Below are 20,211 nucleotides of genomic sequence, written 5' to 3'. Positions count from 1 at the left end.
CGCGCAACCGGCCGGAAATCCTATTCCGCGGCCGGGCTGGCCGAGGCACCCTCGCTGGGCGGCACATTGGTCATCGGCGTATCGGGCACGTCCACCGGAACTTCGCCCGGAGTCGGCTCGGTAACGATCAGTTCGCCGCCGCTGACATCGGTGGCATCCACCTTCACTTCAGTGGGGGCGGGTTCCTGCCTGCCGACGAAATACCAGACGACGGCAAGCACCAGCACGATGGCGGCGACTGCCAGAAGCAGCTTGCTTGTTTGCTTGGGTGCGGGTTCGGTCATTACAAGGTCTCCCTCTTCATTGATCCGCCGGGCACGATACCCCACAGCCCGCGCCCGCGCCACCACGCAAGCACTGGAAATATGATCCGCACCGGCCGTTACCTCCGGCCGCTATCGCGTCAGTGCGTCAGTCGTTCGCGCCTTCGGGCCGACCGAGCATTTCGCGCAGCACATTGGCCCGCGCCTTCTCCGCGCTCCAGTCCCGTTCGGGATGGGCCTCCATCTGCCGGAGCAGGCTGGCCAGTTCCTTGCGGCGATCTTCCATGGTCACGACTTCCATGCTGCATCCTCCTTCTGCCTGTTATCCTGCCAGACCAACGGGGCGAGGCGGCGCGGGTTCCATGCTTCATCGCAATCGGAACAATCGCCCTCCCCTCCCGATACAACCGGTGGGCGCCGACTTCCTCCTGTCCCGGAATTGGGATAGCCTGAGCGCCGCAACAGGAGGAACGCGATGGACAATCCCCAAACCCCGGCATCGGGCGGGTTCGATCTCAACCAGCCCACGATCGTCAGCCTGCTTTATCTCGCATCCTTCATCACCGGCATCACCGCGCTGGTGGGCGTGGTTCTGGCCTATGTGTGGAAGAGCGAGCCCAAGGCGGCCTGGGAAGTTTCCCATTACGAATATTTGATCCGCACCTTCTGGATCGGCCTGATCGGCGGGGTGGTCGGCTTCATCCTGGTCTTCGTGCTGATCGGCCTGATCGTGCTGCCCGCCGTGGCGGTGCTGGTGGTGGTGCGCAGCGTGCTGAGCCTGGTGAACGCGCAGAAGCAGGCCCCCATGCCCAATCCGGGCACGTGGCTGGCTTAAGCGGGGCTGGCTCAAACGGGGCTGGCTTAAGCGGGCGCCGTAGCAAGGCTCAGTCTTCGGTGCCGCGCATCTTTTCCAACGCGGCATCCACGCTGGCCGGGGCTTCTTCCTGTTCGTCGGGATAGCCGAGCAGGCCCAGTTCGCGCTGCATCAGCAGGTTCCATGGCTCGTTCTGCCCGGCCAACTGGCGTGTGACATTGGCGGCCAGCAATTGCGCCACGGGATCGTCGGCCATGGCTGCCCATTCATCGCGCGCCCGTTCCAGCATGGCGGTGCGTTCCGCGTCCGGCAGCGCGGCGGCTTGGGCATAGAGCGTGCTCAGCCGCACCCAGGGCGCATCTTCGTCCGGCACGTCTTCGGCCCAGCGGCTGAACGGGCGCCCCGTGGCCTGCCAGTCGCCATCCTCGCCGCGCTTCAGGAAGAACAGTGCCCTGGTGCCCAGCGGGAACATATAGCGGATGCAGCCGCCGATATAGCTGAGCGGATGGGCATCGACGAGTTCATAGGGATTACTCAGTGCCAGAAAGCGCGGCTCCGAAAGGCTGAGCCCGCGTAGGGTGATCGCCTCCCCCGGTAAATCGCCCTTGATCGCCCGGATCGGCTCCACCGTAATGTCTGTATTCTCCGGCCCTTCGGACATGCCCAGCGACCCGCCCGTGACCTTGCCCAGCAGGATCAGATCGGCATCGCCCGCCAGTTCGAGATTGGTCGGCACGCGGTAATCGTTCCCCACCGAGCAGGCGAGCGCCGGGGCAGGCAGCAGGGCCAGCGCGCCCGCGCAGAAGGGCAGGCAAAAGGCCACACGGCCAAGCGCGGCAACAGACCGGACAATCGAGCGCATCGCTTCCCTCCGCTTTGCAGAACCGCGCCGGTTTAACGGAAGGGGCGGGGAATTGTCACGTAAGGGTATTCCGCCCTTCTGCCGCCGCAAAATTGACGCGGGATTGTTGTGGCCCGTCACCCCGGCCTCGTGCCGGGGTCCAGCTTCCCAAGCGAGAAATAGCGGGATCCCGGATCAAGTCCGGGATGACGATGTCTAAAACGGGGAGCCCGCCTCCGCACAACACCCTACAAGAAAACTGAACTAACCAGCGCCAGCCTTGGCCACGACCTTGCGACACAGTTCGACGAACTCTGCATGAGCAAGATCATTTTTCGCGTCATTTGTACGCCAGGAGCATATGACGAAGTCATAACGCCCATCTTCACCCAACACGTGATCGACCGTCGGCAGCATGGCAAAGCTCGCCTTGTAATGCGACCGGCCCACCCGAGATTCTTCATTCGAATAGGTGCAAACAAGCTGCCAGTTCAGTTCCTCGCCGGTGTAAAAATCATGCGTTCCGTGGTCGCAGACCGCCGCATGAATTTTCCGGCGATATTCCTCACCTTTGATCGGATGATCACAGCGCAGACGATCGCGCTTCAAATGAGACGCTGCTTTACGACGAAGCCACCGGCTGTAAGTCTCCTGCGGAAGCTTCAGTCCCGGCGGCGCCGCATAAATCAGCGCCACCTCCTCACTCCGCCGCCTGCACCCCACCCGAGGCATCGCCGAACATATCCGGCTCGCCATCGTCGGTGGCCAGATCGTTCGCGCTGTCGCCGGTCTTGGCCTTGCGGCGCTGGTCGAAGCTGGCCCAGACGTCGTTCCAGTTACCCTTGGTGGCGCCCTTCGAATATTCGGTGGCGCGGGTTTCGAAGAAGTTGGCGTGTTCCACGCCGTTGAGCAGCGGGGTGAGCCAGGGCAGCGGGTGATCGTCCACCATGTAGATCGCCGGGAGGCCCAGCTGGCTGAGGCGCCAGTCGGCGATATAGCGGATGTAGCGCTTGATTTCCTTCGCCGTCATGCCCGGCACCGGGCCTGCTTCGAAGGCCAGATCGATGAAGGCGTCTTCCAGGCGCACCGTCTTCTGGCACATGTCCATGATGTCGTCCTTCACTGCCTTGGTCAGGCAGCCGCGTTCCGCGCAGAAGGCGTGGAACAGCTGGGTGATGCCTTCGCAGTGCAGGCTTTCATCGCGGATCGACCAGGTGACGATCTGGCCCATGCCCTTCATCTTGTTGAAGCGCGGGAAGTTCATCAGCATGGCGAAGCTGGCGAAGAGCTGCAGCCCTTCGGTGAAGCCGCCGAACATGGCCAGCGTGCGGGCGATATCCTCGTCCGTTTCGACGCCGAATTCCTGCAGGTAATCGTGCTTGGCCTTCATCTCCTCATATTCGAGGAACATGCCATATTCGCTTTCGGGCATGCCGATCGTGTCGAGCAGGTGGGAATAGGCGGCGATGTGCACCGTCTCCATATTGGAGAAGGCGGTGAGCATCATCTTCACCTCGGTCGGCTTGAACACGCGGCCGTATTTTTCGTGGTAGCAATCCTGCACTTCCACGTCGGCCTGAGTGAAGAAGCGGAAGATCTGGGTGAGCAGGTTCCGCTCGTGATCGGACAGCTTCTGTGCCCAGTCGCGGCAGTCTTCGCCCAGGGGAACTTCTTCCGGCAGCCAATGGACCTGCTGCTGACGCTTCCAGAACTCGTAAGCCCAGGGATATTCAAAGGGCTTGTAGGTCTTGCGTGCTTCGAGCAGCGACATGTTGTGTCTCCATGGGCGTCAGTGCGAACAGCCAACATAGGGAATCATGCCTGTGATTCGAAGGCAAGAGGGAATGATTCGGCGGGGATAAAGCGAATTATCTGCGCTCAGAAAATGACCCACACGAGCATCGCCAGCGCGAAGATGACAATGGCCCCTGCGGAGAGGGCGCCAAGCACCGCTTCCTGCGGGATAGTCGCATCCGGCAGCAGCGGCTGGTGCAGTTCCGGTGGGTTGTTGAGCCTGCGCCATATCCACACGAGCAGCCAGCCGGCGAAAATTATCCCGCAGCCCGCCACGATCCAACCGTTTATCTCCAGTTCGTCGAGCAGGTAGGGTCCACCAACAAGAACAGCGCCCATCAGCATGGACGGAACAAGGCGATTCAACTCGATTTCCGGGGGTGCGCCTTCCTCCTGGCCGGAGCGATATTCGGCCATTTCCTGGCGCGGCCTGAGCTTGGTGAAGAGATAGTGCAAGCGCGGGAATGTCTGCGCGCATAGCGCAATAACTGCCCCGGCCCCGAACATGGCGATGACGGGCAGAGTGAGGGCAGCGGTAAGGTCCGCCATCACCGGCAACGGCCCAAGTACCCCGATCATGCCATCCACCATGTCAGCCCCCATTGCCGAATGAGGGCTAACACGGTTCAACAAATCGGCAAGTCAGGGAAAATCACTTCCAGAACATGCCGCCCTTCAGGCCCCGGCTCGCCCGGTTGCGCCACATCTGGATGTAGAGCCACAGGCCCGAGACGGCGAAGAACAGCAGCGCGAAGCCCGAGAGTACCGAGATCGCCGTGCCCACCGCGCCGAAGCTCTCGCCCGAATGGAGGTGGTGCATCAGGCCGACAAGGCTGCGCATGCCCGAAGGTTCGGCCGCGGGCATGCAGCGCCAGCCTTCGGGGCAGGTGAAGCCTTCCGGCGTGGCAGGCAGCGCCGCCGGGCCTTCCGCGCCCGTGGGCCAGAGGACGAAGACCTGGCTGAGAATGCCGGTGACGGCGATCCAGGCCATGAAGACCCCGAAGAAGATCGAGATCCAGCGATGCCATTTGCGCATGGGATAAGCCTTTATGTGCGTTTCGTTCCGGAAACGCGGACCTAGCCCGAACCGCATTCCATATTGCTAATATAAGCCCTGAGCCTCTGCCGGCCAAGCCGCGAAATGTCGCGGCTGGTAACGGCTCGCCCCGGTTCGGTGCATGGGCTGCGACAGACGGGGGAACGCCCGCGCCTGCCCGTCCGTTGATCGGGCAACAGGGCCGAACCGGGGGCTGCAACCGAAAAGGAGCATGCCATGTTCGAAAAGCTCAGGATCAAGGAACACATGGAAGTGGCCAATGCCAGCGGCCAGCATGTGGGCACCGTGGATGCGGTGGAGGACGAGCGGATCAAGCTGACCCGCAGCGACAGCGGCGATGCCCGCCACCACTTCCTGCTGCTGGATGACGTCGCCCGGATCGACGACAATCGCGTCTATCTGAAGCCGGAGGCGCGCATTTCACCGTCTGCATAGGTCAGGCGATGGCCGTTCCGCCCTTGCCGTGCGGAATGGCCGGGGGGAGGCCCCGGTTCCTCGGTAGGGGGCCGGGGCCTTTTCCTGCGCAAGAGCGGCGGGAATTGCGGCGGGCGCGGTCAGTCGCGGTCGCGGCGGCGCGATCCGAAGAACGAACCCCCGCCCAGCACGGTGATCCCCACGAAGAAGCCGAAATCGTACCAGCCGCCGCTGTTGGGCACGGCATAGACGGCGATGTCGGGCGAAAAGAGCGATCCGATCCAGGCCCAGGGAAAGATGAAGCCATGCCACAGCCCCCACCAGAAGCCGGGCACATCGGCGCCATGGCTCACGGCCTCGGGCACCTGCCGCGCGCAGGCGGTGAGGAGGAGGATAGCAAGCGCCAGTGCGGCGGGCCGAACAAGCTGTTTCGTCATCGTAATGCTCCTGCTTCCAGAACTTGCCGGAACGCCACCCTGTTTGCGCGTTATAGCTCGTCATTGCGAGCGCAACGAAGCAATCTAGGGCGTAGCGCATTGCGCTCTTGATTGCTTCGGGCCGCTGGCCCTCGCAATGACGATGCAGCCAAACGATCTTGCTCAAGCGCCAGAGGCCCGCGCATCCACCACTTCCACCGCTTCCTCCGTCATGGCCCAGCTCCAGATCGCCACGCTGCCCACCCAGCCCAGTGTGAAGCCTGCCAGCATCGCCAGCACAAGACGGCGCGGCGGCGGGGTCTGGCGGCCGAGCGCTGGGCCGGGCTGGATAATGTCGCTGCGGCGGAACAGGCGCGCGACGGCGCGCGCGTTGATCAGCAGCCAGATGCCGGTGGCCGCGGTGAGCAGGATGGCGAGGGCCAGTGCGATCTGGGGAACGTAAAGGGGCATTCGGGCTCTCCTCGAAGGTTGAACTGCCCCCGGTTCCCCCCTTCGGTTCCCCCGATGCCCGATGGATATGAAACGGGCGGACGGCGCGGATGGTTCCGCAGCGCCGCCCGCCCTCTATTCACTTCGCCGCGTTCAGCGGCAGGCCTCAGGCCGCTTACTGGCAGGCGAGACATTCCTCGTAATCGGTCTGTTCGCCGGCGCTGAGTTCGAACTTGGCCGCATCCTTGGTGTTGTCGGCCTCCACCCCGCCGGCAAAGCCCGCGCGCTGCACGCTCTTGGACCGCAGGTAATAGAGCGACTTGATGCCCTTTTCCCATGCCTGGAAGTGCAGCATCAGCAGATCCCACTTGTCGACATCGGCCGGGATGAACAGATTGAGGCTCTGCGCCTGATCGATGAAGGGCGCACGGTCGGCCGCGAATTCCAGCAGCCAGCGCTGGTCGATCTCGAAGCTGGTCTTGTAGACCGCCTTTTCCTCCGGCGAGAGGAAATCGAGATGCTGGACCGAGCCGCCGCGTTCCAGGATCGTGTTCCACACATTGGTGGAATCCTTGGACTTCGCCTGCAGCAGCTTTTCCAGATAGGGGTTCTTCACCACGAAGCTGCCCGACAGGGTCTTGTGGGTGTAGATATTCGCCGGGATCGGTTCGATGCAGGCGCTGGTGCCGCCGCAGATGATGCTGATCGACGCGGTAGGCGCGATTGCCATCTTGCAGCTGAAACGTTCCATCACGCCCTGATCGGCCGCATCCGGGCAGGCGCCGCGTTCTTCGGCCAGCAGCATGGAGGCTTCATTGGCCTTGGCGTTGATGTGCTTGAACATCTTGAGGTTCCACGCCTTCGCCATCGCGCTTTCCATCGCGATGCCCTTCATCTGAAGGAAGGAGTGGAAGCCCATCACGCCCAAGCCGACAGACCGTTCACGCTCGGCGGAATATTTGGCGCGGGCCATCTCGCTGGGCGCGCGGTCGATATAATCCTGCAGCACATTGTCGAGGAAGCGCATCACGTCTTCCACGAAGCGCTTGTCGCTGTTCCACTGGTCCCAGGTCTCGAGATTGAGCGAGGAGAGGCAGCACACAGCCGTGCGATCGTTGCCCAAGTGGTCCTTGCCGGTGGGCAGGGTGATTTCCGAACAGAGGTTGGAGGTGGAAACCTTCAGCCCCAGGTCGCGGTGATGCTTGGGCATCATCCGGTTCACCGTATCGGAGAACACGATATAAGGCTCGCCCGTGGCGAGGCGGGTTTCGACCAGCTTCTGGAACAGGCTGCGCGCATCGACCTTGCCGCGCACGGAACCGTCCTTCGGGCTCTTCAGCTCGAATTCCTTGCCGTCCCGCACGGCTTCCATGAAGTCGTCGGTCAGCAGCACGCCGTGGTGGAGGTTCAGCGCCTTGCGGTTGAAATCCCCCGAAGGCTTACGGATTTCGAGGAATTCCTCGATTTCCGGGTGCGACACATCGAGATAGCAGGCCGCCGAACCGCGACGCAGCGAACCCTGCGAAATGGCCAGCGTCAGGCTGTCCATCACGCGCACGAAGGGGATGATGCCGCTGGTCTTGCCGTTGAGGCCCACCGGCTCGCCAATGCCGCGCACCGCGCCCCAATAGGTGCCGATGCCGCCGCCGCGCGAGGCGAGCCAGACGTTTTCGTTCCAGGTGCCGACAATGCCTTCGAGGCTGTCGGACACGGAATTGAGATAGCAGCTGATCGGCAAGCCGCGATTGGTGCCGCCGTTGGACAGCACGGGCGTTGCCGGCATGAACCACAGCTTCGAAATGTAATCGTACAGGCGCTGGGCGTGATCGGCATCGTCCGCATAGGCATCGGCCACGCGGGCGAACAGATCCTGGAAATCCTCACCGGGCAGCAGATAGCGGTCGGTCAGGGTTTCCTTGCCGAAATCGGTCAGCAGCGCATCGCGGCTGTTATCGGTCACCACATTGAAGCGGCGCGGTCGCACGGACTTGGAATCGTCCTTGGGCGCCGCAGCACTCTGGGCGGCAGCCGTCATCGCCTGCGCAAGCGCATCGGCGGCGGCCGTTTCCACCAGAGTTTCGGTGGCTGTATCCTTGCTGTCCATCGTCATTGCCGGGCCATCTGTCTTGCCTTGGTTCTTTCCAGCCTTGGTTTCCTGCTGCGCGCCATCGGAATCCTTGCCCACCAGCGCGTCCACGTCGTCGAGCCCCATCGCAGCTCCGTCCCCAGTCCTGAAATCCATGTACGAGCCCCCGATCTGATCATCCCGGGCATCGGTTTCAATGCCCGTGTTCTACATTCGTTCGAATCGGCAGCCAAGCGTCCAGACTACCAATTCGAGGCCCCGGACAGGGAAATACTTTTCCCCCGCCTGTCCCCAGCCGAATGGCCGGCGGGCTTCCCAGGCAGACCCGAACCGCATTTCGCAGGAGCGATTCGGCTCCCGCTACGGCAACTAGGTCTTGTGGGTGCCCCCCGCTGTTCGACCTAGGCATAGTGCTTTTACCGGGAATCAGGCGCAAGGCCTTAAATTCCGGATTCACCATATATTACGCCGTCAAGACTCGGTGTTCTATGATGGCAATACAGCGCGACGCGCGGTCAAAGCTCGGCTGGCGTGGGGCGCAAGAGTCAAAATGAATCCGGGCAAAAATTTTGCTGTGAAGTTTTCTCTTTCAGGGCTTTGATTCAATCGAATCGGGGCCGGAAATTTTGCTGCGCGAGAAAGCGCGGAAATGCCCCGTTTCGAAGCCGGGGCCAGTTTCGAAGCATGGGGGAGAGGAAACCGCAGCCATGACCGCACCCGATCCGCATGCCGATTACCTCGCCCGCCAGCCGGAAGAGATTCGCGCCCTGCTGGAAGCGATCCGCAGCGAAGCCGAAGGGCGCGTGCCCGATGCCACGCGCTGCATGGCCTACCAGATGCCCGCCCTGCGCAAGGGGCGCGTGTTCTTCTATTTCGCGGCCTTCAGGAAACACATCGGCATCTATCCCCCGGTGCAGGAACCTGCCGCCCTGGTGGAGGAACTGGCCCCATGGCGCGGGCCCAAGGGCAATCTGGCCTTTCCGCTGAAAGACCCGCTGCCGCTGGAGCTGATCGGCCGCGTGGCCGAGGCACTGGCGGGGCAATATGGGAAGTAGGGGGGGCGGCAGCGCGTGGCCTTCGACAGGCTCAGGCTGGGCGGATGTGATTAGATATGGCGGGATAAGCCGACTATCTACAAGGGCCGCTCAGCCTGAGCCTGTCGAAGGCCACGCGCCCACATCACCCCACAGTCCGCTAACCCTGCCGGTTCACCGAAAGCCGGGAAACCAACTCCCAATCCCCCGCGATCAGCGCTTCCTTCTTCGCCCTGCTCCAGCCCTTGATCCTGTGTTCAGCGGCAAAGGCATCGTCCCGGCTTGGGAAACTGTCTGACCAGACGAGTTCGACGGGCAATCTCTTCGCCGTATAGCCGCCCAGCGCACCAGTCTGGTGCTGGGCCATACGCAGGTCGAGGTCATCCGTGTGGCCCGCATAATAGCTGCCGTCGTTGCAGCGCAGGAGATATGCGTAGAACGCCATCCACTGGGGCTAACGGCGGCGCGTGGCCTTCGACAAGCTCAGGCTGAGCGGATGTGGAGGTTTCCCCCTAAGGCACCAGCACCGTATCCAGCGCCTCCGGCAGCATCCCCGGATAATCCAGCGTGTAGTGCAGACCCCGGCTCTCGTGGCGCTTCAAGGCGCTGCGCACGATCAGATCGGCGCATTGCAGCAGGTTGCGCAATTCGATGAGGTCCGTGGTCACGCGGAAGTGGCCGTAATAATCCTCGATTTCCTCATAGAGCAGCTTGATGCGGTGCTGCGCGCGTTCCAGCCTCTTGGTGGTGCGCACGATGCCGACATAGTTCCACATGAAGCGCCGGATCTCGGTCCAGTTCTGCTTGATGATCACGGCCTCGTCCGAATCCGTCACGCGGCTTTCGTCCCATGCCTTTATCTGGGGCGGGGCATCGAAACTGTCCCAGCGGGCCAGGATGTCCTTGGCCGCTGCCTCGCCGAACACGAAGCATTCCAGCAGGCTGTTGGAGGCGAGGCGATTGGCCCCGTGCAGCCCGCTTTCGCTGCATTCGCCCGCGGCATAGAGGCCGGGCAGGTCCGTGCGGCCGTTGAGGTCCGTCAGGATGCCGCCGCAGGTATAATGCTGCGCGGGCACCACCGGGATCGGCTCCTTCGTCATGTCGATGCCGAGGCCTAGCAGCTTTTCGTGGATGTTGGGGAAATGCTCCCGCACGAATTCGGGCGGCTGGTGGCTGATGTCGAGATGGACGTAATCCAGCCCGAAGCGCTTGATCTCGGAATCGATCGCGCGAGCCACCACGTCGCGCGGGGCCAGTTCCAGCCGCTCGGGATCGTAATATTCCATGAAGCGCTTGCCGGTGCGCGGATTGATCAGCCGCCCGCCTTCGCCCCGCACTGCCTCGGTAATGAGGAAGTTCTTCACGTCCAGATTATAGAGGCAGGTGGGGTGGAACTGCATCATCTCCATGTTGGAGACGCGGGCACCCGCGCGCCAGGCCATGGCGATCCCGTCACCCGTGGCGCCGCGCGGCGCGGTGGAGAACTGATAGACGCGCCCCGCCCCGCCCGAGGCCATGATAGTGGCGCGCGCGGTGTAGACTTCCACCCGGTCCGTCTCGGTATTCAGGGCATAGACGCCCCACACCCGGCCCGACCCGGAATAGCGCAGCTCGTTCTTGCCGGTGATCAGTTCGATACAGCTGCGATTGGGCAGCAGAGTGATATTGGGATGTTCCTCCGCCGCCTTGAGCAGCGCCATCTGCACTGCCCAGCCGGTGGCATCGGCCACATGCACGATGCGGCGGTGCGAATGGCCGCCTTCGCGCGTGAGGTGCAGGTTGGCGCCTTCGGTGTTGAAGGGCACGCCCAGCTCGATCAGCCGGTCGATCGCATGGGGGGCGCCTTCGATGACGAATTCCACCGTCTCGCGCCGGTTGAGGCCCGCGCCCGCGATCATCGTGTCGCGAATATGCTCCTCGAACGTGTCCCCGGCATCGAGCACGGCGGCGATCCCGCCCTGCGCCCAGGCAGTGGAGCCCGAATTGAGCGCGCCCTTGGCCAGCACCAGCACCTTGCAGCGCTCGGCCAGTGTCAGCGCCGCAGTCAGCCCCGCCGCGCCGGACCCGATGATAAGGACGTCGTAGGTGCCGTTGCCGCTCACATTGAACTCCGCTCAAAAGCGATTTGTAAGAGAACTCCGTCCCGTCCGGGCTTCTCGCGGAAAATCACGGCCGTGCTTCCAGCACCAGCACTCGCTCCATCTCTAAAGTCGTGTCCGCATTGTTATCGTGCAGGACGACATGGAGCCGGTAGGAACCGGGTGGATCGCTCGACTGCAGCATTGCCGGCACCGGATCTTCGCTGAACGCCACAATACCCTCGCGCTGGGCTGCCTTAGTCCAGATCTTGCGGCCCGGATTATCGACGACCTTCTTTCCGCTGGGATCGAATACGGTGTAGTCAGCAGTCACGTTGCAATTGCCGTTCGCTCCTGCCTTGCAGTCGCCAACCGCAACCATGACGAGGAAAGGAACGTCCGCGAGTTTCGCCGGGACGGCCGTAGCTTCGTCAAATCCGCCTTTGCCTTCCCTCCAGTCCCGGTATTTCTGCGGGTCAAAGAAGATATGAAACTGAGCCAGAAGTCCGCCTTGGACCCGATAGGTCTCGGCTGCATGAGCGGAAACCGGCTGCATACCGGACAAACCGATCAGTGCGGTGATCGCGATGTTTCGCCACATGCTATTTCTCACGCAGCCTCCCTGTCGCTCGTCAGCTGGACGAACACATCCTCAAGGTCCGGCTCCTGCGTGGAGACGTCCACGATCACGAAGCCCTGCGCCTGTACCTGGCCCAGCACTTCGCCTGCGGTGACGCGATCCTTGTCATAAGTGATTTCCAGCACCCGTTCCCCGGCCTTGCGGCATTTGACGAAGGCGGGGTGGCTGGGCAGGTCGCCAATGTCGCGATCCAGTGTCAGCAGCAGGATCTTCTCCCGCGTCATTTCCACCAGTTCGCGCGTGGGACGGTTAGTGATCAGCTGGCCGTGATTGATGATCGCGATCCGGTCGCACAGTTCCTCGGCTTCCTCGAGGTAATGCGTGGTCAGCACCACGGTCACGCCCTGATGGTTCAGCTCGCTGACCAGTTCCCACAGCTGGCGGCGCAGTTCCACGTCCACGCCCGCGGTCGGCTCGTCCAGCACGAGGATCGGCGGCGAATGGACCATGGCCTTGGCGATCAGCAGGCGCCGCTTCATCCCGCCCGAGAGCGAGCGGGAATAGGCATTGCGCTTGTCCGCCAGATGGACGGCCTTCAGCAATTCTTCCGAACGGCGCAGCGCCTTGGGCACGCCCCACAGCCCGCCCTGATTCTCCAGCACCTCAAACGGAGTGAAGAAGGGATCGAACACGATTTCCTGCGGCACGATGCCGATGGAAGCCTTGGCATTGCGGGAATCGCGATCGATGTCGTGGCCCCAGATCTCCACCGTGCCGCTGGTTTTCATCACCAGCCCAGCCATGATGTTGATCAGGGTGGACTTGCCCGCGCCATTGGGGCCGAGCAGGCCGAAGATCTGGCCCTGCGGCACATCGAAGCTGACCCCGCCCAGGGCGAGCTTGCCTTCCGCACCCTGACCGGCCCCGCCTTGCCCTGCTCTGCCGCCCTTGCCCTTCACCGGGGCATAGCGTTTGACGAGGTCCCGAATTGCGATTGCAACGCTGCTGTCACTCATGGCCCGTTCCTTGGGCCAGCCGCGCCCGCGCGTAAAGGGCAAGCTGTGACAGATGCGCTACCGTCTTGCGGATCGTGCGGGCTGGGGTTAGTGGCGAATCCATGCTTCCGCCGCCAGAAACCACCATCGTCGAAACCACCCGCGTGTCGTGTGACGGCTCGGGCGGTATTCGCGGCGGCGCCAGCTATCGCGCCGCTGCCCTTGGCCACCCGCGCGTGTTCCTTGAAATCGACGAGCATGGCTATGTCGATTGCGGCTATTGCGACCACCGCTTCATCCTGAAGGGCGGCCCGGCCGACGGCGCGGACCAGTCGCAACTGCCGGATATTTCCTCGGGCGCCAGCATCTGAGATCGCTGTGAGTTCCTGCGAAAGCAGGAACCTTGCCTGACAGATTCTCCCCCGCGAGCAGGCTCCTGCTTTCGCAGGAGCTCACATTGCGGTTTGGCCAGGTCCCTCGCAATGACGAAACGGCGAGAGACGCTGACTCTCGCCCAAAACCATTTTCCTACATCGCCGAAATCTGCCTTAAACTCGCGGATGAAAAGCTACCCGCCCCGCCGCCCGGCGCGCCATGCGCGTGTTCCCGCCTTTTCGCCCGTTCCCCTGCGCGCTCGCGCCGATGGGTGGACGCCCCGGCGGCAGGCTGCCTTCCTCGCCCATCTGGCCATCACCCGCTCCGTCCGCGAAGCCGCGCGCCGGGTCGGCATGGCGCGGGAAACCGCCTATCGCCTGCGGGCGAAGCCGGGCGCGGAAAGCTTCGCGGCGGCATGGGATGCAGTGCTGGGGCGCGCACCGGCACAGGCCGACGCCGCGCAGAAACGAAAGGTCACACCGCAGGAACGCGGGCAGCGCGCTCTGTTCGGCCTGCTCAAGCCCGTCACCTATGGCGGCCAGCACGTCGGCACCATGCGAAAGGCGGACAATTCCGCGCTTCTTGCCTATCTGGCCCAGCTTGACCGGGCGGGGCGGCAAAGCGGATCGCCGCCCGGAAGGTCACAAGGTTTCGCCCCGCGTTCTGTGTCACCTTTGCGCTGAGGCGAGAATATGCACCAGACGCCCGAACCCGCCCTTTCGCGCTTGGCCGGGCGGGCTTATATCCCCGGCATGACTTTCACCGATCCGCGCGGCCATCTCTATGCAGACGGCAAGCTTTCGCCCGAAGAAGCCCAGGCCCTCGCCCGCAAGACGCTGGCGCAATGCGACGATGGGGAACTGTATCTCCAGTTCGTGGCATCGGAGAGCTTCGCCTTTGACGATGGGCGGTTGAAGACCGCCGATTATTCGCGCGATTCGGGCTTCGGCCTGCGCGGCGTTTCGGGCGAGATGACCGGCTTTGCCCATGCGAACGACATTTCCGCCAGTGCCATCGCGCGGGCGGGCGAGACGCTGAAGCTGCTCGACCCGACGACCGGCACGCCCGCCGCGCCGCCGCGCCTCAACAATCGCCACCTCTATACCGATGTCAGCCCGCTCGATCTTGTGCCCTTTGCCGAAAAGGTGGCCCTGCTGGAAAAGATCGACGCCGCCGCCCGCGCCCGCGATCCGCGCGTGGCGCAGGTTACGGCCAGCCTTTCGGGCAGCTGGTCGGTGGTGGAAATCGTGCGCGCCGATGGCTTCGTGGCCACCGATGTGCGCCCGCTGGTGCGGCTCAACGTCTCCATCGTCGCGGAAGTTAACGGCAGGCGCGAAACCGGCAGCTACGGCATCGGCGGGCGGCATTTGTATGACCGGCTGTTCGTGGAAAGCGCCTGGAACGAGGCGATCGACCATGCGCTGGGTCAGGCCCTGGTCAATCTCGACAGCGTGGCCGCGCCTGCTGGCGAAATGACCGTGCTGCTCGGCCCCGGCTGGCCCGGCGTGTTGCTGCACGAGGCCATCGGCCATGGGCTGGAAGGCGATTTCAACCGCAAGGGCACCAGCGCCTTCACCGGCCGCATCGGCGAACGTGTGGCTGCCCCCGGCGTGACCGTGGTGGACGATGGTTCGATCCATGACCGGCGCGGTTCGCTCTCCATCGACGATGAGGGCACGCCCACCGGGGAAACGGTGCTGATCGAGGACGGCATCCTGAAAGGCTATATGCAGGACCGGCTGAATGCCCGGCTGATGGGCATGGAGCCCACCGGCAATGGCCGCCGCGAAAGCTATCAGCACGCGCCCCTGCCGCGCATGACCAACACTTTCATGAAGGCCGGCAACGACAATCCGGAAGAGCTGCTTTCTCGCATGAAGAGCGGCATCTTCGCCAAGAGCTTCGGCGGCGGGCAGGTGGACATCGTTTCGGGCAAATTCGTGTTCAGCTGCACCGAGGCCTATCTGGTGGAGAACGGCAAGCTGGGCGCGCCGATCAAGGGCGCCACGCTGATCGGCGACGGGCCGACCGTGCTGACCCGCGTAACCGGCATCGGCAGCGATCTGGAACTCGATCCCGGCATCGGCATGTGCGGCAAGGCCGGACAGGGCGTGCCCGCGGGCGTGGGCCAGCCGACCCTGCTGGTGGACAGGCTGACGGTGGGCGGCACGGCCTGAACGGCCAACAGGGGGCAATCGAATGAAGATTTTCGCGAAGGGCGCCTGCCTGCTCGTCGCCGCGCTGGCCCTGCCCGCGCCGGGCCACGCGCAGGATCAGGATCTGGCTGCATTCCTTTCCGGCCGCTGGGGCGATGCCGGATCGGACTGGAAGGATTTGCCGGAAGATTTCATCTACGCGCCCTGCCGGCTGGGCCATCCGCGCGCCGATTCCGCCTATGTCTTTTCCGGCGATCTGGCCCATCTGGAAGTGCAATCCAACGGATCGCAGGATGTGGCCACACGGCGCGAGCCGGTGGTTTCTTCCGTCTCGCTGGGCGGCCAAATCGATCCGGCGACGGTTCCGGGCTTCGAGGATGCATCCTATGTCCTGCCGATCCTGTTCGAACGACGCGGCCTGTTCAAGGATCGGGAATTCTTCGCCGGGATGATCGCCATCGTGGCGGATGACCGGATCGCACTGATCAGCCCGAGGGCCGATTCCGAACCGGACGACATTTCCTATCTGGTCCGCTGCAACGGCCGCTAGGCACTGGGGTTGCTGCTGGGGTTTGCGCCCCGCGATTCCGTCTTTCAGGCAGGAACCCGCTGTCAGGATGCATTAAGCCTGCTGGTGATAATGGGTCCACCAACATACGGAGATTCATATGCGCAAGATCATGACTGCTCTCGCCATCTCTGCCCTCGCCCTCAGCGGCGGCGCCGTCAGCGCAAAGCAGACTGCTGCGGAAAAGGGTGAAGCCCAGCTCCAGAAGCTGATCGAAGGCCGCACTGCGGGCGAGCCGAAGAACTGCATCAATACCATGCGCCGCGACGGCATGCGGATCATTGACCGGACCGCCATCGTCTATGAAGCTGGCGATACGGTGTGGGTCGCGCGGCCGACAGACACGCGCCAGTTGCGCCGCACGGATATTCTGGTGATCGACCGGGTGAATGGCAGCCAGCTGTGCACCAACGACACGCTGTACACGATCGACCAGACCTCCGGCATGTATACGGGCGCCGTCTTCCTCAAGGAATTCGTCCCCTATACCAAGCCGAAGGGCTGAACCTGCGGGGGCGTATAGGCTCCATCCCGGAGGAATGCGTTATTGCCAATGTTTTTGAACCAGAGGCATAATGACGCATTCAGAATAGGGAGAAGACCATGCGCAGGCTCGTAATCGTGCTCGCGGCTACTGCTCTTTCCTTGCCGGGTGGCTTGGCGATGGCCAAGCCCTCGGCTGCCGGAGAAGGCGAAGCCCAACTCCAGGAAATGATCGCCGGACGTGTCGCTGGCGAACCGACACACTGCCTCACCGTCACTGGCAAAGACAATCTCAAGGTCATTGACCGGACTGCCGTCGTCTTTGAAGTGGGCGATACGATCTATGTCGGGCGGCCGCTCAATCCGGATCATCTGCGCAGGGACAATACGCTGACGCTCTCGCGGCAGAGCGGCGCCAGTCTTTGCGCTACGGATACGATCGTGGCGGTGAACCTCGATAGCCGGGCCCGGACGCAAGTCCTGCTGCGGGAATTCGTCCCCTACACCAAGGCGCAGAGTTGATCTGACGCATGGCTGCCGCTCCGCGCCGCTGGGCGGCAGAATTGCTGCATTTCTGGTTCCACACACTCGGCCCGCGTGACTGGTTCGGCGGCGGGCCGGACGTGGATGAGGCCTTGCGCCGCCGGTTCGAGCCTGACTTGCTGGCGCTCTACACGCAGAGCGCGGACCGTTTCCTGACCGACCCGCTTACCGCCCGCGCGGCGGTGCTGCTGTTCGATCAGGTTCCCCGCAATCTCTATCGCGGCACCGCCGATGCCTTCGCCTTCGATCCGCTGGCCCATGCGATTTGCGTGGGTGCCATCGAACGCGGATGGAACCGGGGCCTGACCCGGCCGGAACGCCAGTTCCTCGGCCTGCCGCTGATGCATAGCGAGGAAAAGGCGATGCAGCTCGCCTCGCTTTCCTACTACACCGCGCTGGACAGCGCCTTCATTCTGGCCTTCGCCCGCGCCCATTATCGGATGGTCGCCCGCTTTGGCCGCTTCCCGCATCGCAATGAAGTGCTGGGCCGCAAGAGCACGCCGGCCGAGATCGCGGCCATTGCGGCAGGTAATCACTGGTAGGGGCCCAATTCCTGACTTGTGACACCAAGGTGTCATAGAGCCGGGCCAAGGCGATTGCAGATTTCCCTCCTGCGTGACGGGGATTTCCCAATGCAATCAGGCGCTCGAGGCTCCCCATGAAATATCCCGTTTTCGCGATCGCGCTGCTGTTCGGCGCGGCCATGCCGCAGGCTCTGCTCGCACAGGAAGGCTCCCCGGCTCCCGATCTTTCGGCCATGCCGCGCGATGCCTCGGCCGATCCCAGCCTGCCCGACGGCGCCCGCCGGCTCGACCGCGATCTGGGTGCTGACTATGCCGCGATGGCGGCGGCCGATGCGGCAAAGCCGGTTCGGAACGTGATCCTGCTGATCGGCGACGGAATGGGCGATTCCGAAATCACTCTGGCGCGCAATTATGCCGAGGGTGCCGGCGGCTATTTCAAGGGCATCGACGCGCTGCCCGTCAGCGGCCAGTACACGCATTATTCGCTCGACCGGGAAACCGGGAAGCCCGTCTACGTCACCGATTCCGCCGCATCCGCCACGGCCTTCTCCACCGGAGTGAAGAGCTATAATGGCGCCATCGGCGTGGATATTCGCGGGCAGGCCCATCCCAGCCTGATCACTCTGGCACGCGCCGCCGGCCTTGCCACGGGCGACGTCTCCACTGCCGAAATTCAGGACGCCACTCCCGGTGCACAGATCGCCCATGTGGCTGACCGCGATTGCAAGGGCCCGCAGGAAACGCTCAAGGCCTGCCCCGCCGATGCGCTGGAAAATGGCGGACGCGGCTCCATTGCCGAACAATTGCTGGACACCCGCCCCGACGTGACTCTGGGCGGCGGCGCGAAATATTTCCGCCAGACGGCCAATGCCGGCAAGTGGAAGGGCAAGACGCTGCTGGATCAGGCAGCAGACCGCGGCTTCGTGCTCGTCACCGATGCGGCGCAGCTTGCGGCCGTTACGTCCGCCGATCAGAAGAAGCCGCTGCTCGGCCTGTTCGCGGATGGCAATATGCCGGTGCGCTGGAAGGGGCCACGTGCCACTTATCACGGCAACATCGACTTGCCGCCCGTGACCTGCGCCGCCAATGCGGACCGTCCGGCAAACCAGCCCACGCTGGCCGCCATGACGCGCAAGGCGATCGACCTGCTCTCGCCCGCGCCCAAGGGCTTCTTCCTGCAGGTGGAAGGCGCCTCGATCGACAAGGAATCGCATGGTGCCAATCCCTGCGGCCAGATCGGCGAGACAGTGGACCTGGACGAAGCGGTGCAGGTGGCGCTGGAGTTCGCCCGCAAGGACGGCAACACGCTGGTGATCGTCACTGCCGACCATGCCCATGCCGGGCAGATCATCTATGCAGACGAAAAGGCCCCCGGCCTGACCCAGGCTCTGATGACCAAGGACGGCGCGGTAATGGCGGTGAGCTATGGCAACAGCGAAGATAAGTCGATGGGCCACACCGGCACGCAATTGCGGGTTGCCGCCTATGGCCCGCGTTCCTTCAACGTGACCGGCCTGCTCGACCAGACGGACATCTTCTACATCATGCGCGATGCGCTGGGGCTGCCTGCCGCCAAGTGATCGCCAGCAGCGGGGCGCTCAGGCAATATGCTTGAGCGCCTCCCGCTTCGAGAGCGGGCTAAGCTCGGCCTCATGCGCGGCGACATAGCGGGCGACTTCGGCGGGGTCAGTGCGCGCATATTGCCGCAGCGCCCAGCCGATGGCCTTGCGCAGGAAGAACTCCTTCGAACCGATCGACGGGGCGATTGCGGCGTAAAGCAAATCGAGATCGGTCTGCTGCTTCGCCAACAACTGGCACAATATCGCACTGCGCCGCTTCCACATATCCTCGCCTACTGACCAGTCGAGCATCGCGCGCTTCATCGGTTCCGGTTCCGTCTTGAGGATGGCGAACAGGTGCTGGCTGGCGATCCAGTCCACGTAATCCCACCAGCCGCCGGTAACGATCAGTTCCTCATACATCGCCAGCGCGTCCATGCGCTGGAACGAGCGGGCCTGCCGGATACCGGCAAGCTCCACGGCGCAATAGCGCTCCTCCCGGAATTCCGCCCCGCGCCAGATCGCCAGCACCTCGGCCTGCCATTCGGCGGCAGATGCGAATTCCAGCCCCTTGAACAGGTCGCGGCACATACGCCGCCGCACCGGCGTGCTCACGCCGAGATAGGGCATGGTGCTTTTCATATAGGCCTGCATTCCCGGCGCGCGGGCCGGGTCGGCCAGGCCTTCCAGCGCAGAGCGTATGCTCCGGGCGAGCGGGGTCGCGCTCAATGGCCAGCTTCGGAATTAAGCGAGAAGCGCAGGCTGGTCGCCTCATAACCTTCCCGTTCGTAGAAACGATGGGCATCCTTGCGCTTCATATTGCTGGTGACCTCGATCATAGCGCAGCCGCGCGTCTCCAGTGCCGCCTCACCAGCGCGCAGCAAGGCCGCGCCGATCCCTTGCCCGCGCAGAGCATCTTCCACCACCAGCATGGAAATGCGCCCCACGGGTTGCGCACGGTGGAGCACCGGCATGACGGATGTGGTGAGGCAACCCACCACGCGCCCGTTCAGTTCGGCAACCAACGCGTCCATCCCCGCCGCTTCGATCAGCGGCAGGCGCGCGGCAACATCGGCGGCGCTGCTTCCGGGATGGCCCAACTGGTCGATCAGCACGGCAATCGCCGCGGCATCGGCCTGCCGGGCCGGGCGGATCAGCAGGCCCGATGCGCCCATATGCGG

At 63.5% G+C, this 20,211-nt stretch carries 27 protein-coding genes; 11 read left to right on the top strand and 16 right to left on the bottom strand.

Annotated features, from left to right (window positions below; translation table 11 throughout):
* Positions 1-20: 20 nt before the first annotated feature.
* Both SZ64_RS15460 and SZ64_RS18840 read right to left on the bottom strand, forming a co-directional pair.
* Positions 21-284, bottom strand: a complete 264-nt coding sequence (locus SZ64_RS15460) for a hypothetical protein (protein WP_054531647.1) — start codon at positions 282-284, stop codon at positions 21-23.
* Between the two features lie 127 nt (positions 285-411).
* A complete protein-coding gene (locus SZ64_RS18840) occupies positions 412-564 on the bottom strand; it encodes a hypothetical protein (RefSeq protein WP_193391532.1) in 153 nt (50 codons plus the stop codon).
* 174 nt (positions 565-738) lie between these two features.
* Here SZ64_RS18840 and SZ64_RS15455 point away from each other — a divergent pair, with 174 nt between their 5' ends.
* Positions 739-1,098 (top strand): hypothetical protein, encoded by a 360-nt coding sequence (locus SZ64_RS15455; RefSeq protein WP_054531646.1) that lies wholly within the window; start codon positions 739-741, stop codon positions 1,096-1,098.
* A 49-nt stretch (positions 1,099-1,147) separates the two neighbouring features.
* Here SZ64_RS15455 and SZ64_RS15450 read toward each other — a convergent pair whose 3' ends face one another.
* The 5 genes from SZ64_RS15450 to SZ64_RS15430 form a co-directional block, all read right to left on the bottom strand.
* Positions 1,148-1,939: a hypothetical protein gene (locus SZ64_RS15450; protein WP_054531645.1), complete on the bottom strand. Its 792-nt coding sequence runs from the start codon at positions 1,937-1,939 to the stop codon at positions 1,148-1,150.
* 243 nt (positions 1,940-2,182) lie between these two features.
* Positions 2,183-2,614 carry a hypothetical protein gene (locus SZ64_RS15445; protein WP_199797079.1) on the bottom strand — a complete coding sequence of 144 codons (432 nt, stop codon included), beginning with the start codon at positions 2,612-2,614 and terminating at the stop codon, positions 2,183-2,185.
* 4 nt (positions 2,615-2,618) lie between these two features.
* Complete coding sequence (locus SZ64_RS15440) at positions 2,619-3,689, bottom strand: ribonucleotide-diphosphate reductase subunit beta (protein WP_054531644.1); 1,071 nt, start codon at positions 3,687-3,689, stop codon at positions 2,619-2,621.
* 107 nt (positions 3,690-3,796) lie between these two features.
* Positions 3,797-4,303 carry a hypothetical protein gene (locus SZ64_RS15435; protein ID WP_054531643.1) on the bottom strand — a complete coding sequence of 169 codons (507 nt, stop codon included), beginning with the start codon at positions 4,301-4,303 and terminating at the stop codon, positions 3,797-3,799.
* A gap of 61 nt (positions 4,304-4,364) precedes the next feature.
* Entirely contained in the window at positions 4,365-4,748 is a 384-nt protein-coding gene (locus SZ64_RS15430; protein ID WP_054532303.1) for a PepSY domain-containing protein, read from the bottom strand.
* A gap of 237 nt (positions 4,749-4,985) precedes the next feature.
* Here SZ64_RS15430 and SZ64_RS15425 point away from each other — a divergent pair, with 237 nt between their 5' ends.
* Positions 4,986-5,204 carry a DUF2171 domain-containing protein gene (locus SZ64_RS15425; protein WP_054531642.1) on the top strand — a complete coding sequence of 73 codons (219 nt, stop codon included), beginning with the start codon at positions 4,986-4,988 and terminating at the stop codon, positions 5,202-5,204.
* Between the two features lie 119 nt (positions 5,205-5,323).
* On the opposite strand, the gene SZ64_RS15420 is transcribed toward SZ64_RS15425, so the two are convergent.
* From SZ64_RS15420 to SZ64_RS15410, 3 genes are all read right to left on the bottom strand, one after another.
* Entirely contained in the window at positions 5,324-5,620 is a 297-nt protein-coding gene (locus tag SZ64_RS15420) for a hypothetical protein (protein WP_054531641.1), read from the bottom strand.
* Between the two features lie 162 nt (positions 5,621-5,782).
* A complete protein-coding gene (locus SZ64_RS15415; protein WP_054531640.1) occupies positions 5,783-6,070 on the bottom strand; it encodes a hypothetical protein in 288 nt (95 codons plus the stop codon).
* Between the two features lie 154 nt (positions 6,071-6,224).
* The gene (locus tag SZ64_RS15410; protein ID WP_054531639.1) at positions 6,225-8,291 is read right to left on the bottom strand and encodes a ribonucleoside-diphosphate reductase subunit alpha; all 2,067 of its coding nucleotides are present in this window, start codon (positions 8,289-8,291) and stop codon (positions 6,225-6,227) included.
* Between the two features lie 551 nt (positions 8,292-8,842).
* Here SZ64_RS15410 and SZ64_RS15405 point away from each other — a divergent pair.
* Positions 8,843-9,190, top strand: a complete 348-nt coding sequence (locus SZ64_RS15405; RefSeq protein WP_054531638.1) for a hypothetical protein — start codon at positions 8,843-8,845, stop codon at positions 9,188-9,190.
* 139 nt (positions 9,191-9,329) lie between these two features.
* Here the strand turns inward: SZ64_RS15405 and SZ64_RS15400 are convergent, their stop codons facing one another.
* The 4 genes from SZ64_RS15400 to SZ64_RS15385 all read right to left on the bottom strand — a co-directional run bounded on the left by SZ64_RS15400 (position 9,330) and on the right by SZ64_RS15385 (position 12,843).
* Positions 9,330-9,614 carry a GIY-YIG nuclease family protein gene (locus SZ64_RS15400; protein ID WP_054531637.1) on the bottom strand — a complete coding sequence of 95 codons (285 nt, stop codon included), beginning with the start codon at positions 9,612-9,614 and terminating at the stop codon, positions 9,330-9,332.
* A 67-nt stretch (positions 9,615-9,681) separates the two neighbouring features.
* Positions 9,682-11,271 (bottom strand): L-aspartate oxidase, encoded by a 1,590-nt coding sequence (nadB, locus tag SZ64_RS15395; protein ID WP_054531636.1) that lies wholly within the window; start codon positions 11,269-11,271, stop codon positions 9,682-9,684.
* Positions 11,272-11,335: 64 nt separating this feature from the next.
* Complete coding sequence (locus SZ64_RS15390; protein ID WP_054531635.1) at positions 11,336-11,848, bottom strand: hypothetical protein; 513 nt, start codon at positions 11,846-11,848, stop codon at positions 11,336-11,338.
* An 8-nt stretch (positions 11,849-11,856) separates the two neighbouring features.
* Positions 11,857-12,843, bottom strand: coding sequence for an ABC transporter ATP-binding protein (locus tag SZ64_RS15385; protein ID WP_054532302.1), 987 nt, complete (start codon positions 12,841-12,843; stop codon positions 11,857-11,859).
* Between the two features lie 101 nt (positions 12,844-12,944).
* Here SZ64_RS15385 and SZ64_RS15380 point away from each other — a divergent pair, with 101 nt between their 5' ends.
* The 8 genes from SZ64_RS15380 to phoA all read left to right on the top strand — a co-directional run bounded on the left by SZ64_RS15380 (position 12,945) and on the right by phoA (position 19,051).
* Positions 12,945-13,193 (top strand): zinc-finger domain-containing protein, encoded by a 249-nt coding sequence (locus SZ64_RS15380; protein ID WP_054531634.1) that lies wholly within the window; start codon positions 12,945-12,947, stop codon positions 13,191-13,193.
* A gap of 189 nt (positions 13,194-13,382) precedes the next feature.
* The gene (locus SZ64_RS15375; protein WP_054531633.1) at positions 13,383-13,880 is read left to right on the top strand and encodes a hypothetical protein; all 498 of its coding nucleotides are present in this window, start codon (positions 13,383-13,385) and stop codon (positions 13,878-13,880) included.
* 69 nt (positions 13,881-13,949) lie between these two features.
* Positions 13,950-15,374, top strand: coding sequence for a metalloprotease TldD (tldD, locus tag SZ64_RS15370; protein WP_054532301.1), 1,425 nt, complete (start codon positions 13,950-13,952; stop codon positions 15,372-15,374).
* A gap of 22 nt (positions 15,375-15,396) precedes the next feature.
* A complete protein-coding gene (locus SZ64_RS15365; RefSeq protein WP_054531632.1) occupies positions 15,397-15,903 on the top strand; it encodes a hypothetical protein in 507 nt (168 codons plus the stop codon).
* A 118-nt stretch (positions 15,904-16,021) separates the two neighbouring features.
* Positions 16,022-16,426, top strand: coding sequence for a hypothetical protein (locus tag SZ64_RS15360; RefSeq protein WP_054531631.1), 405 nt, complete (start codon positions 16,022-16,024; stop codon positions 16,424-16,426).
* A gap of 98 nt (positions 16,427-16,524) precedes the next feature.
* Positions 16,525-16,926, top strand: a complete 402-nt coding sequence (locus SZ64_RS15355; RefSeq protein ID WP_054531630.1) for a hypothetical protein — start codon at positions 16,525-16,527, stop codon at positions 16,924-16,926.
* Between the two features lie 8 nt (positions 16,927-16,934).
* Complete coding sequence (locus tag SZ64_RS15350) at positions 16,935-17,489, top strand: DUF924 family protein (protein WP_054531629.1); 555 nt, start codon at positions 16,935-16,937, stop codon at positions 17,487-17,489.
* Positions 17,490-17,605: 116 nt separating this feature from the next.
* A complete protein-coding gene (phoA, locus tag SZ64_RS15345; RefSeq protein ID WP_054531628.1) occupies positions 17,606-19,051 on the top strand; it encodes an alkaline phosphatase in 1,446 nt (481 codons plus the stop codon).
* Positions 19,052-19,069: 18 nt separating this feature from the next.
* Here phoA and SZ64_RS15340 read toward each other — a convergent pair whose 3' ends face one another.
* Positions 19,070-19,759 (bottom strand): DNA alkylation repair protein, encoded by a 690-nt coding sequence (locus SZ64_RS15340; RefSeq protein ID WP_054531627.1) that lies wholly within the window; start codon positions 19,757-19,759, stop codon positions 19,070-19,072.
* Complete coding sequence (locus SZ64_RS15335; protein ID WP_054531626.1) at positions 19,756-20,205, bottom strand: GNAT family N-acetyltransferase; 450 nt, start codon at positions 20,203-20,205, stop codon at positions 19,756-19,758. The genes SZ64_RS15340 and SZ64_RS15335 overlap by 4 nt, the downstream gene beginning before the upstream one ends.
* Positions 20,206-20,211: the final 6 nt, after the last annotated feature.

It is taken from the genome of Erythrobacter sp. SG61-1L, assembly GCF_001305965.1.
GTDB lineage: Bacteria > Pseudomonadota > Alphaproteobacteria > Sphingomonadales > Sphingomonadaceae > Andeanibacterium.
This window is presented reverse-complemented; position numbering and strand designations above follow the sequence as displayed.